Source organism: Zobellella iuensis, assembly GCF_016746085.1.
Lineage (GTDB): Bacteria > Pseudomonadota > Gammaproteobacteria > Enterobacterales > Aeromonadaceae > Oceanimonas > Oceanimonas iuensis.
Map to the genome: position 1 here is coordinate 100,429 of NZ_JAERTZ010000002.1, position 12,329 is coordinate 112,757.

Here is a 12,329-nt window from a genome sequence, read left to right on the forward strand (position 1 = left end):
GAATGTCACAAGGACTTGTAACTGCGTCTTATATTATCGCCGCCGTGTGCTTCATTCTGAGCCTGGCGGGTCTGTCCAAGCAGGAATCGGCCAAGGCCGGTAACTGGTACGGTGTGGCCGGTATGGCCATCGCTCTGGTAGCCACCATCTTCAACCCCGAAGTGACCGGCCTGGGCTGGATCATCCTGGCCATGGTCATCGGTGCCGCCATCGGTATCCGCCTTGCGCTCAAGGTGGAAATGACCGAAATGCCGGAACTGATCGCCATGCTGCACAGCTTCGTGGGCCTGGCGGCGGTGTTCGTGGGCTATAACACCTACATGGACCATGAAGAGATGTTCGGCGCCATGCTGAATATCCACAACACCGAAGTCTTCCTCGGCGTGTTCATCGGTGCCGTCACCTTCACCGGCTCCATCGTCGCCTTCTGCAAGCTGCGCGGCCTGGTCTCGTCCAAGCCGCTGATGCTGCCGCACCGCCACAAGCTGAACCTGCTGGCGGTGGTGGTGTCCGCCCTGCTGCTGATCTGGTTCGTGCAGGTGGAAGGTTCCAGCTTCGCCCTGCTGGTGATGACCCTGATCGCCCTGGCCTTCGGCTGGCACCTGGTGGCCAGCATCGGCGGCGCCGACATGCCGGTGGTGATCTCCATGCTCAACTCCTACTCCGGCTGGGCGGCGGCGGCGGCGGGCTTTATGCTCTCCAACGACCTGCTGATCGTCGTCGGCGCCCTGGTGGGATCAAGCGGTGCCATCCTGTCCTACATCATGTGCCGGGCCATGAACCGCTCCTTCGTGTCCGTTATCGCCGGCGGCTTCGGCTCCGACGGTGCCGTGAGCAGCGGTGAAGAGGAAGACGGCGAATACACCGAGGTGAACGCCGAGGACGTGGCCGAAATGCTGAAGAACTCCAGCTCGGTGATCATCACCCCCGGATACGGTATGGCGGTGGCCCAGGCCCAGTACCCGGTGGCGGATCTGGTGTCCAAGCTGCGGGCGGCGGGCGTCAAGGTGCGCTTCGGCATCCACCCGGTGGCGGGTCGTCTGCCCGGCCATATGAACGTGCTGCTGGCCGAGGCCAAGGTGCCTTACGACATAGTGCTGGAAATGGACGAGATCAACGACGACTTCGACGACACCGACACCGTGCTGGTGATCGGTGCCAACGATACCGTCAACCCGGCGGCCAACGAAGACCCGGCCAGCCCCATCGCCGGCATGCCGGTGCTGGAAGTGTGGAAGGCCCAGCAGGTGGTGGTGTTCAAGCGCTCCATGAACACCGGCTACGCCGGGGTACAGAACCCGCTGTTCTTCCGCGAAAACAGCGTCATGCTGTTCGGCGACGCCAAAGACAGCGTGGACAATATCCTGAAAGCACTGTAAGCCGTTGCAGACTGTCAACGATAAAAAAGGGAGCTTCGGCTCCCTTTGTTGTGTGCGCCCGGCACGGGTGCACTCCTGGAGGTGCAAGTCCTCCCGCGAGCTGGCCACAGCGCGCCATGGGATAGCTCACCTTGCATCGGAATACTGCCCGCCTTTGAACGGCAGTTTCTTCAGGTGCTCGATAAAGGTGGCGAGGATGGGAGAGGCGTTGTCTTTGCGGTAGTTGGCATAGAGGCCCTACAACGGCAGTTCGGGCTTCATCGGCTTGAGCACCACGTTTTCCTGCCCGATGGGGGTGATGTAGGTGGGGAGTATGCTGCAGCCCATGCCGATATTGACCAGGTTAATGTTCAGCAGGATGTTGTCGGCCTGCTGCACGATATTGAGGTGGATACCGTTTTGCTCTGCAAACGCCGGGAGCTCCGCTTTGGCGGAGCTCCCGGCATTAAATGAGGGATGGCTGAGGTGCTTTGCCCATCTGTTTTCCCTCGAGTCCGTTTGTTGAAGGATCGGAGCATGAAGGAAACAGATAGTTCACTGATTTAGGAAACAGCGCCCTAGGCCGAGAGTTCTCTTCGGAGGATGTCTGCTCCTGCACTTAAGGCATTTAGCTTGGCTCTTGCTACTCGACGAGACAAGGGGGCCATGCCACAGTTGGTACAAGGGTAGAGCTTGTCGGCATCTACAAACTCAAGTGCTTTTCGTAGGGTATTGGCGACTTCCTCTGGCGTCTCGATGGTATTGGTTGCAACATCAATGGCCCCGACCATCACCTTTTTACCTCGAATGAGTTCAAGCAGCTCGATTGGGACACGGGAGTTGTGACACTCTAATGAGATAATATCGATATTAGACTTTTTCAGTTTGGGGAAGACTTCTTCATATTGTCTCCACTCGGAGCCTAACGTCTTCTTCCAATCGGTATTGGCTTTGATGCCATAACCATAGCAAATATGTACGGCGGTTTCACATTTAAGGCCTTCAATTGCTCTTTCTAAAGCAGCAATCCCCCAATCATTTACCTCATCAAAAAACACATTAAATGCAGGCTCGTCAAATTGGATAATATCAACACCAGCCGCCTCTAATTCCTTGGCTTCTTGATTGAGTATTTTGGCAAATTCCCAGGCCAATTTTTCGCGGCTTTTATAATGGTCATCATAAAGCGTATCTATCATGGTCATGGGGCCTGGCAGGGCCCATTTGATGGGTTGCCTGGTTTGCTGACGTAAAAACTTGGCATCTTCAACAAACACCGGCTTCTGGCGACTGACTGCACCAACGACCGTCGGTACACTCGCATCATAGCGATCACGAATTTTAACGGTCTTACGTTTCTCAAAATCAACACCGCTGAGGTGCTCAATAAACGTAGTTACAAAATGTTGGCGTGTTTGCTCGCCATCACTGACAATATCAATGCCTGCTTGTTGCTGCTCTTGCAACGACACACGTAAAGCATCGTGTTTACCCTCAATCAACTCCTCTTCTTGCAATTTCCAGGGTGACCAAAGTGTCTCAGGTTGTGCAAGCCAGGAAGGTTTGGGTAAACTGCCCGCAGTTGAAGTGGGTAATAATTTTTTCATGATAAATACCGTTATATTCTCGTTGATTATAAAGCGTAATTGGCAGACCATTGCTCAAGGATAGACTGGTATGGCTTGATGAAGTTCTCCTCAGCAAGTTTCCCCTGCTTGATAGCTAACTGGCTACGCTCTTCTCGATCATAAACAATTTGAGTTAATGAGTGATCCCGGTTCTTCAAATCCGGTTTGTAGCATTTTCCTGCTGCAGCGTTAGCATTATAAATCTCGGGACGGTAAATTTTTTGAAAAGTTTCCATTGTGCTGATGGTGCTGATAAGTTCAAGATTGCTGTAATCATTAAGCAAATCACCAAAGAAGTAAAAAGCCAGAGGCGCAACGCTATTGGGTGGCATAAAATAGCGAACCTTCAACCCCATCTTCTTGAAGTACTGCTCAGTCAAGGATGATTCATTGGGCAGGTACTCAATACCCAGTATGGGGTGATGGTTCTCAGTTTGATGATAGGTTTTGTTATCGGAAACACTGAGGCATATCACAGGCAGTTTAGTAAAGTTCTGCTTGTAGGCATCGGAATTAACAAAACATTTAAAAAGTTTGCCGTGCAGATCGCCAAAGTTTTCCGGAATACTGAAGCCTGGCTTGTCCTTGTTATGCTCCAGTAGCAGCACACTGAAGTCATAATCCCGCACGTACGAGGAGAAGTTATTCCCTACAATGCCTTCAATGCGTTTTTTGGTTTTGTGATCAACGATATTCGTCTTCAATATTTCGATAGTAGGGAAACTTTTGCCATTACCTTCGTGATCAATATCCATATCAACGGAAATGATTTCAAGTTCAACTGAATAACGATCCGCTTTCGGATTATCCCAGTTAGCCAAGGAATTAAATTGATTATCAATCATCGTTAAGGCGTTACGCAAGTTTTCCTGGCGGCTCTCTCCTCTGGCCAGGTTAGCAAAGTTGGTGGTAATACGCGTACTGTCAGAGGGCTGATAGTTTTCATCGAAAGCAATGCTGTTGATGGTAAATTTAAATTCGTTATTCATAATGTCCTGGCACCCCATTTCCCGCACTAAAATCTGAATCTGTTTATGGCTCTTTCTGGACTTGATGATTTTCTGTTATCTAGAAGTCCAGATGTCTAGAGCTAAGCATGGCTATGTTATACAGGGGGCGTCATATGATCAAAAGTGATTTTATCTCATGAATAGATGCAATTTTTTCATGAGTGGTGGTAAGCCTACGCCCACCAGAGTAAGCGGCATGTCGGGTTCACGGGGCACAGCTGCTTCGGGCAACGTCGGCGATGCCTGTAAACCTTGGGTCAGCTAGGTGTGTAACGAGCAGGACACAGCCGCCCGTTACTGATGTTGTAACACCTGACAGGGGCGGCAGCTGTATGATTTAAGAGAGGAGGGGGTTTGAATGAAAAAGCAGCGTGGTCATCTGACCTGCTGAGCCTGGACAATGAAATCACTCAGGTAATTAATCTGTTCTTCGCCTTTTCGCATCCCCAAAAAGATCTGTTTGCTAATGCCATGGCTACCGAACCTGAGGCTTTTAATGGCCATTGTTTTGGCGAATTCATCCACTAACCAACCAGGCAATGCACAGACGCCTCTGCCGGCTGCCACCATTTGCAACATGATTTCCGTCGTTTCAATTGTCTTGTGTTTTTTGACCGTGCATTTTGCGGGATTTAAAAACTGACTGTAAATATCCAGCCGCTCAGGCTCTACCGGATAGCTAAATAACACTTCTTCACTTAGCTGTTCAGGCATGATCGAGTCTTGCATGGCAAGGGGGTGAGATGTCGAAACGACGAGTCTATGTTCATAGTCAAATGCCGGTATAAACGTCAAATTAGGTTTATACAAGGGATCAGGCGTGACGAGGATATCTATCTCGTAGCTGTGCAGGGCACCCAGGCCACCGAACTGAAATTCCTGCTTCACGTCAATGTCAACGCCTGGCCACCTTTCAAGATAAGGTTCAATCACTTTTAACAGCCATTGATAGCAAGGGTGGCATTCCATGCCGATGCGCAGTGAGCCCATTTCGCCTGTCGCTATCTGACGCAATAGCAGTTCAGTGTGTTCAAATTGCGGCAACACCCGATTGGCAAGAGTCAAAATTCGTTCACCGGCATTGGTAAGGCGCAAGTTTCTACCTTCTTTTTGCCAAACTGGTGTTTTTATCTGGCCTTCTAATTTTTTGATGCTGTGACTCAATGCAGACTGGGATAAATTTAACGATTCAGCCGCCTGGGTTAAGGTTCCTTGCTCTTTTATGGCTGCCAGTACTTCAAGGTGAAACCGCTCCAACATAATTTAGCTCCGGTCTTTAGCGCTTAGTATCATGAATGTAATTCATGATTTATTGAAAATATATCATTATTTTCATTGTTAAAATGTCGCCAATGCACACCAAGACATCTGGCCGTCTGGATGCTGGGTGATGCAAACTAATTGATGTTGTTGATCAAATCAGCGCCCGCAGTGGCAGGCCAAAGCAGGCCTTGAGCACGAGGGCGGTTTCGATGGCGCCGTCACTATAGTGAAAGCCGCCTCCACGGCGGCCATGATGCTGATGGCGGTACCACCGCCGGACAGCCTCTTCATCCCTCCCGCACTATGCTGGCCAGCCCTTTGGACTGGCTTTCCAGCAATCGGGTAATGCCCTGCAAGTCCGCTTCATAGGCGGCCATTTGGCGGCTGGTGGCCAGGGTCTGCCCGGCCACGGCGGCCACGGCGTCGCCGGCCTGGCCCAGGGCGTGCAGGGCCTGTTGCTGGCTGCGGGTGAGGGCGCTCAGCGCCTGCATGTCCCGGCCTATGTCCTTGACCAGCGCCAGTATGCCGGACAGGGCCTGGGTGGCGCCCTGGATCACCGCCTCGCCGCTGCTCACCTCCTGGTGGCTGCTGGCCAGCAGCTCGCGGATCTGGCGGGCGGACGCGTTGCTGCGGGTGGAGAGCTCGCGCACCTCCTGGGCCACCACCGCGAAGCCCCGGCCGTGCTCGCCGGCGCGGGCCGCTTCGATGGCGGCGTTCAGGGCCAGCAGGTTGGTCTGCTCGGCGATATGGGTGATCAGGCTGGTGGCGGCCTCGATGTCCTGGTGGCGGGCCTGGATGCGGTGGATGGCGGTCACGCACTCGGCCAGGGCCTGGTTGCCCTGGTCGGCCCGCTCGCCGGCGCTGGCGGAGCGGTGGGTTACTTCGCTCACGAAGCTGGCGGCACGTTCCAGGGCCTGATGCAGCCCGGCCAACTGGCTTTGCATCCGATCGGCGGCCTCGGCCTGGTGGTGGCTGCCCTGGTTCAGCTCCGCCACCGCCTGGCCCAGCTGGCCCGAGGTGCGGCCCAGCTCGCCGGCGGCGCTTACCAGCTCGCCGGCGCTGTGGTCGGCCTGGGTCAGCATCTGGCCCAGCTGCGCCTTGCCCTCGGCCGCCAGCCGGGCGGCCTGCTCGCTCTGGGCGCGGGCGTTCAGGGCGTGGTCGATGGCGCTGTCGCGCAGCCGGACCGTGTGGTACTGGGCGATCATCAGCAACACCATGGGCAGCAAGAAGCCGGACCAGGTTTCGATGCGCCGGGCCCGCTCGCTCAGTTGCAGCCGGGGCAGGGACACTTCCAGCAGCGGCAACGCCACCAGGGCCACCACCGCGGCCAGCAGCAGCAGGCACCAGAGCAGGGCCTGGCGGCGGTGCCCCATCAGGAAGCACAGCATCATCAGCAGCGGCAGCCAGTACAGCTGGGTGGACTGGCCGAGGCCGCCGGACTGCCAGATGATGTTGACCGCGTGCAGTACCATGCCGGCCATGGCCAGGTGCATGGCACCGCCGGGGCCGCCGCCCAGTCGCAGCCAGCCGGCGCAGGCCAGGGCGAGCGCCATCAGCAGGCTGGAGGTCAGCATCAGGGCGCCGTGGCCGTGGCCGGCCCACTTCAGCAGGCTGTAGCCGCCCACCAGCAGGGCGATAAAGGAAAAGAACAGCAGGGTGTCCGTCAGCCGCGCCTGGCCGTCGGTCATGGGGTGGCGCGGGCGAAAGGTGGCCCGCCACCAGCGCAAGGGGTTCAGCATCACCGTGTCTCCATACAGGTCAGACCAGAAGGTTATATAATTGTTGCGCCGAATAAAAGCCGTTCGCCTAAAAAATGTGCCGTTTGACGCCTGCCGATAAAACGGCTGTAAAAACAAGTCAATGCCTTGCCAAGCTTCGGTCAATCCCTTAGTTTCTAATGTTTTATAAGGTAGCTGGGCGAAAATCATGGATACGTGGCGCGGCGTGGTGCCGCTTACCCTGCCGGTGATGATGGGCTATTTGCCCCTGGGGGCGGTGTTCGGGGTGCTGTGGGTGGATGCGGGCCTGAGCTGGTACTGGGCGCCCTTGATGAGCGTGCTGGTCTATGCGGGCGCCCTGCAATACCTGGCGGTGGGCATGCTGGCGGCGGGCATCGGCTGGATCGATCTGGCGGTGGCGGCGCTGCTGGTGAACTTCCGCCACCTGTTCTACGGCCTGTCGCTCTATCATCTGCTGCCCAAGGGCGCCCTCGGCCGCCCGTATTTTATCTTCGGCATCACCGACGAAACCTATTCCCTGCTCAGCGCCTCCGGCCAGGTGAAGGACAGCAAGACCGCCCTGCTGGTGACGCTGTTCAACCAGGGCTACTGGGTGCTGGGCACCCTGGCCGGGGTGCTGCTGGCGCGGGGCCTGCCCCCCGGCCTGCAGGGGCTGGACTTCGCCCTCACCGCCCTGTTCACCGTGCTGGCGGTGGAGCAGATCCGCGCCAAAAAGGACTGGGGCGCGGTGGCCCTGGGGCTGTTGGCCGCAGCCGTGGCCGGCGTCTGGGTTCGTGAATACTTCCTGCTGGCGGCCTCGCTGATGCTGGTGCTGGTGTTGCTGGCCTGGCCGGAAGCGAAGCGGGAGGCGGCCCATGTCTGAGTTCGACTACCTGCTGGCGGCGCTGATCATGGGGGTGGTCACCTTCGGCCTGCGCGCCTTCCCCTTCGTGGCCCGGGGGGTGATCGCCCACCACAGGCGCATCCAGGTGCTGGGCCGGCGGCTGCCGGTGGCCATGATGGTGCTGCTCACCCTCTACGCCATGGGTGTACACCAGTGGAGCGCGCCCGTCGACGGCAGCAACCAGCTTATCGCGGTGGCGGTAGTGGCGGCGCTGCAGCTGTGGCGCCGGCAGGCGCTGCTCAGCATCCTCGCCGGCACCCTGGTCTACATGGCGCTGATGAACGGCTGGCTGGGGTTCTGACTCCGGCCCAGGCCCGGCGCCTGAGCAGCCCGGGCGGAGGTGTTGTGAGGATTAAAGCACCAGGCCGCCGTCGATTTTCAGCACCTGGCCGGTGATGTAGCCTGAGCGCTCGCTCGCCAGGAACAGCACGCCCTCGGCGATATCCCGGGGTTCGCCCAGCTCGCCCAGGGGGATGCGGGAGCGCATCTTGTCCAGCACCTTTTCCGGCACCGCCTGGGTCATCTCGGTGTTGATAAAGCCGGGGGCGATGCAGTTGGCGCGGATCTGGGCGCCGCCGCGGGCCAGCTCCTTGGCCCAGCCCTTGGTCATGGCGATCACGCCGCCCTTGCTGGCGCCGTAGTTGCTCTGGCCGATATTGCCGTCGGTGCCGACGATGGAGGAAATGCTGACGATGCTGCCCTTCATCTGCACTTTCATCAGCGGCAGCATGGCCTGGGTCATCATGAAAATGCCCTTGAGGTTGACGTTGAGCACCAGGTCCCAGTCGGACTCGGTCATCTTGTCGAGCAGGGCGTCGCGGGTGATGCCGGCGTTGTTCACCAGCACGTCCACCCGGCCGTGCTCGGCCAGGATGCGGCCGCTCAGCTCGCTCAGCGCGGCCGGATCGCACACGTCCAGGGTGGCGCCGGTCACGTTGGGGTAGCCCTCCATCCAGCCCAGGGCCGGGGTCAGGTTGATATCGCAGGCATAGACCCGGGCGGCGCCGGCCCGGGCCAGGGTTTCGCTGATGGCCCGGCCCAGGCCCCGGGCGGCGCCGGTCACCACGCAGATCTTGCCGTTCATGTCATCGTTAGGCTGGTTCATGGTCGTTTTCCTTTATCGTGGGTTGATGGCCCCGCCAGGTGGTTGGACCATAGAACCTATTTTAGCCTGTTTTTTGCGATGCATTGTGATGATATTTAAGCGCGCTTCATATTTAACCTGGCGTTATATAGATTTAACATATTATTCTTGTTTTTTATTTTGCAGTGCAATGTAAGAGTCTCCGAGCCGGGAGGGGAATAAAGCGGTAGCGGCTCAGGTGGTGGTAGCTGTCGCCGGGCAGCAGCCAGGGATCGCCCAGCTCGGGTCGGTTGGGGCTGTCGGGGATTTGCTGGGCTTCCAGGCAGAGGCCGGCGTGGTCGGCATAGCGGCCGCCGTCGCGGTCGGGGGTGCCGGCCAGGCCGTTGCCGCTATAGAGCTGCAGGCCCGGCTGGTTGGTGAGCACTTCCATCGCCAGCAGGCCGTCGCCGGACTCCAGCCGGGCCAGCCAGTCCTGGCCGTCGCCATGGTTGAGAAAGCAGTGGTCATAGCCTCCGGCCTGGGCCTGCTGGGGATGGCCGAGCCAGTCCCGGCCCAGGCGCCGGGCCCGGCGCAGGTCGAACACCCCCTGCACCGGGGCGGGGGCGAGGGGGATGCCGTCGGGGCGGCTGGGCAGGTAGTGGTCGGCGCGCAGGAGCAGGCGGTGGTCGCGCGCGTCGCCGCCGCCGTCCAGGTTGAAGTAGGCATGGCTGGTCAGGCTCACCGGCGAGGGCCTGTCGCACTGGGCACGGAACTCCACCACCAGCTCCCAGCCTTCCAGCCGGTATTCCAGTTGCACCTCCAGCCTACCGGGAAAGCCCTGGTCGCCGTCGGGAGAGAGCAATCCCAACCGCAGCCGGTCGGCCTCCTGCGCCAGCCGCCGCCAGGGGCGGCGATGAAAGCCGTCACGGCCGCCGTGCAGGCAGTGGGGCGCTTGGTTGGCGTCCAGCCGCCAGGTCTCGCCGCCGTATGCCAGGCGGGCCCCGCCGATGCGGTTGGCGAAGCGGCCGGCCACGGCGCCCAGCCAGGCCTGCTGGCGCGGATAATCGGCCGGGGCGCAGCCCAGCAAGACCTCCCGCCGCTCACCGCCCACCGGTACTTGCAACGAACACAGGGTGGCGCCGAAGGGCAGCACGGCCAGCCGCAGCCCGGTCTCGTTGCGCAGCACCAGCGGGGTCAGCACAGGCCGGCCCCCGCGCTGGGATGGCACAGGTAGCAGTCGGCGACGAGCCCGAAGCGGGCCGGATACTGCTCGCGTACCGCGGCGATCACCCCGGCGACCCGCTCCGGCGGCAGCAGGGCCACCACGCAGCCGCCGAAGCCGCCGCCGGTCATGCGCACGCCGCCCTGGCCGCCGATGTGCTCGCGGATGATCTCCACCAGGCCGTCGATGGCCGGCACAGTGATCTCGAAGTCGTCGCGCATGGCGGTGTGGGACTCGGCCATCAGTTGCCCGAGGCGGACCAGATCCCGTCCGGCCAGGGCCTCGGCGGCGGCCAGGGTGCGGGCGTTTTCCCCCACCACGTGGCGGGCCCGGCGGTAGCAGGCGTCGTCCAGCCCGGCCTTGCCGGCCTCGAGCCGGATCATGTCCAGATCGCGCAGCGCCGCCACCCCGTAGTGACGGGCGGCGGTTTCGCACTGCCGGCGGCGCAGGTTGTATTCGCTGTCCACCAGGCCCCGGCGCACCCTGGAGTTGACGATCAGCACCGCCAGCCCGTCCGGCATGGGGATGTGGCGGCTTTCCAGGCTGCGGCAGTCGAGCAGCAGGGCCTGGCGGGCCCGGCCGTTGGCCGAGATCATCTGATCCATGATGCCGCAGTTGCAGCCCACGAAGCGGTTTTCCGCCTCCTGGCCGTTCAGGGCCAGCTCGGTCTGGCTGAGGGGCAGCTCCCAGGCTTCCTTGAATGCCTGGCCCACGGCCACCTCCAGCGAGGCGGAGGACGACAGCCCGGTGCCCTGGGGGATATTGCCGGCGATCACCAGGTCCAGGCCGCCGAACCCCGGCTGGCGCTGCTGCAACTGGCTGACCACGCCGCGCACATAGTTGCTCCAGCCCTGCTGCGGGTGGGGTTCGATGGGCGCGGACAGGAGGAAGCTGTCCTGCTGCCGGTCGTAGTCGGCGGCCACTACCCGCACCAGGTCGTCGTTGCGCCGGCCCACGGCGATGCAGGTCTCGTAGTCGATGGCGCAGGGCAGCACGAAGCCGGCGTTGTAGTCGGTGTGTTCGCCGATCAGGTTGACCCGGCCGGGGGCGCGCACCCGCAGGTCGGGCTCCCGGCCAAACAGCTGGCGGAACAGGGAAAGTACGGTATCCAGCGGCATCATCACAGCTCCTCTGCCTCTTTGTAGTGAACCGGGCTCTGAGCGCGCAGGCGCTCGGCGGCCTGTTCGGGGGTGAGATCGCGCTGGGCCTCGGCCAGCATCTCGAAGCCGACCATAAACTTGCGCACCGTGGCCGAGCGCAGCAAGGGCGGGTAGAAGTGGGCGTGCAGCTGCCAGGCTTCCGGCCTGGTTTCCTGCGGCGGGGCGAAGTGCCAGCCCATGGAATAGGGAAAGCTGCAGCGGAACAGGTTGTCGTAGCGGCTGGTTAGCTCCTTCAGCGCGCGCGCCAGATCCGCCTTCTGGGCCGGGGTGAGATCCGGCAGCGAGGACACCGGGGCCTTGGGCAGCAGCAGGGTCTCGAAGGGCCAGGCGGCCCAGAAGGGCACCACCGCCAGCCAGTGCTCGGTGTCCACCACGGTGCGGCGTCCGTCCGCCTGCTCGCGTGCCACATAGTCGAGCAGCAGCGGCCGGCCGTGTTCGGCCAGCCAGTCCCGCTGGCATTGCTGCTCCCGCAGGATCTCGTTGGGCAGGAAATCGCAGCCCCACACCTGGCCGTGGGGATGGGGGTTGGAGCAGCCCATGGCCGCGCCCTTGTTTTCGAACAGCTGCACCCATTGCCAGTGCCGGCCCAGCTCCACCACCTGCCCGCACCAGGTGTCGATCACCGCCTCGATGGCCGCCGGCGACAGCTCGGGCAAGGTCTTGCCGTGATCCGGCGAAAAGCAGATCACCCGGCTGGTGCCCCGGGCCGCCTGCAGCCGCAGCAGCGGATCGGGCTCGTCCGCCGCCGGGGTGTCGGGCATCAGGGCGGCGAAGTCGTTGGGGAACACGAAGGTGCCCTCGTAGTCGGGATTGCGCTCGCCGGTGACGCGCGGGTTGCCGGCGCACAGGTAGCAGCCGGGGTCGTGGGCCGGGGCCCGGGTTTCGGTCGGTGCTTCCACCTGGCCCTGCCAGGGCCGCTTGGCCCTGTGGGGCGACACCAGCACCCACTGGCCGGTGAGCGGGTTGAAGCGGCGATGGGGATGATCGACGGGGTCAAACATAT

The 12,329-nt window shown here is 60.5% G+C and carries 12 protein-coding genes and 1 pseudogene; 3 read left to right on the forward strand and 10 right to left on the reverse strand.

What is annotated here, in order from left to right; all coding sequences use genetic code 11:
* Positions 1–2: 2 nt before the first annotated feature.
* Positions 3–1,379, forward strand: a complete 1,377-nt coding sequence (gene pntB / locus JKV55_RS00995; protein WP_202081882.1) for a Re/Si-specific NAD(P)(+) transhydrogenase subunit beta — start codon at positions 3–5, stop codon at positions 1,377–1,379.
* A gap of 237 nt (positions 1,380–1,616) precedes the next feature.
* On the opposite strand, the gene JKV55_RS01000 is transcribed toward pntB, so the two are convergent.
* The 6 genes and pseudogenes from JKV55_RS01000 to JKV55_RS20180 form a co-directional block, all read right to left on the reverse strand.
* The gene (locus JKV55_RS01000) at positions 1,617–1,757 is read right to left on the reverse strand and encodes a hypothetical protein (protein WP_202081883.1); all 141 of its coding nucleotides are present in this window, start codon (positions 1,755–1,757) and stop codon (positions 1,617–1,619) included.
* Between the two features lie 179 nt (positions 1,758–1,936).
* Positions 1,937–2,965 (reverse strand): methionine synthase, encoded by a 1,029-nt coding sequence (locus JKV55_RS01005; protein ID WP_202081884.1) that lies wholly within the window; start codon positions 2,963–2,965, stop codon positions 1,937–1,939.
* A 26-nt stretch (positions 2,966–2,991) separates the two neighbouring features.
* Positions 2,992–3,975 carry a DUF1852 domain-containing protein gene (locus tag JKV55_RS01010; protein WP_202081885.1) on the reverse strand — a complete coding sequence of 328 codons (984 nt, stop codon included), beginning with the start codon at positions 3,973–3,975 and terminating at the stop codon, positions 2,992–2,994.
* Between the two features lie 396 nt (positions 3,976–4,371).
* Positions 4,372–5,256, reverse strand: a complete 885-nt coding sequence (locus JKV55_RS01015; protein ID WP_202081886.1) for a LysR family transcriptional regulator — start codon at positions 5,254–5,256, stop codon at positions 4,372–4,374.
* Between the two features lie 160 nt (positions 5,257–5,416).
* Positions 5,417–5,521: pseudogene (locus JKV55_RS01020) on the reverse strand (IS5/IS1182 family transposase); the annotation flags it as partial.
* A 25-nt stretch (positions 5,522–5,546) separates the two neighbouring features.
* A complete protein-coding gene (locus JKV55_RS20180) occupies positions 5,547–6,998 on the reverse strand; it encodes a methyl-accepting chemotaxis protein (RefSeq protein WP_202081887.1) in 1,452 nt (483 codons plus the stop codon).
* Between the two features lie 187 nt (positions 6,999–7,185).
* Here JKV55_RS20180 and JKV55_RS01030 point away from each other — a divergent pair, with 187 nt between their 5' ends.
* Both JKV55_RS01030 and JKV55_RS01035 read left to right on the forward strand, forming a co-directional pair.
* Entirely contained in the window at positions 7,186–7,860 is a 675-nt protein-coding gene (locus JKV55_RS01030; protein WP_202081888.1) for an AzlC family ABC transporter permease, read from the forward strand.
* On the forward strand, positions 7,853–8,182 hold the full coding sequence (locus tag JKV55_RS01035; protein ID WP_202081889.1) for a branched-chain amino acid transporter permease: 330 nt from the start codon (positions 7,853–7,855) through the stop codon (positions 8,180–8,182). Before JKV55_RS01030 ends, JKV55_RS01035 begins: the two co-directional genes overlap by 8 nt.
* Positions 8,183–8,233: 51 nt before the next feature.
* Here the strand turns inward: JKV55_RS01035 and fabG are convergent, their stop codons facing one another.
* The 4 genes from fabG to JKV55_RS01055 all read right to left on the reverse strand — a co-directional run bounded on the left by fabG (position 8,234) and on the right by JKV55_RS01055 (position 12,327).
* Entirely contained in the window at positions 8,234–8,986 is a 753-nt protein-coding gene (gene fabG / locus JKV55_RS01040) for a 3-oxoacyl-ACP reductase FabG (RefSeq protein ID WP_202081890.1), read from the reverse strand.
* Positions 8,987–9,140: 154 nt separating this feature from the next.
* Entirely contained in the window at positions 9,141–10,142 is a 1,002-nt protein-coding gene (locus tag JKV55_RS01045; RefSeq protein WP_202082007.1) for a galactose-1-epimerase, read from the reverse strand.
* A complete protein-coding gene (gene galK / locus JKV55_RS01050) occupies positions 10,139–11,287 on the reverse strand; it encodes a galactokinase (protein WP_202081891.1) in 1,149 nt (382 codons plus the stop codon). Before galK ends, JKV55_RS01045 begins: the two co-directional genes overlap by 4 nt.
* A complete protein-coding gene (locus JKV55_RS01055) occupies positions 11,287–12,327 on the reverse strand; it encodes a UDP-glucose--hexose-1-phosphate uridylyltransferase (RefSeq protein ID WP_202081892.1) in 1,041 nt (346 codons plus the stop codon). Before JKV55_RS01055 ends, galK begins: the two co-directional genes overlap by 1 nt.
* Between the last annotated feature and the right edge of the window lie 2 nt (positions 12,328–12,329).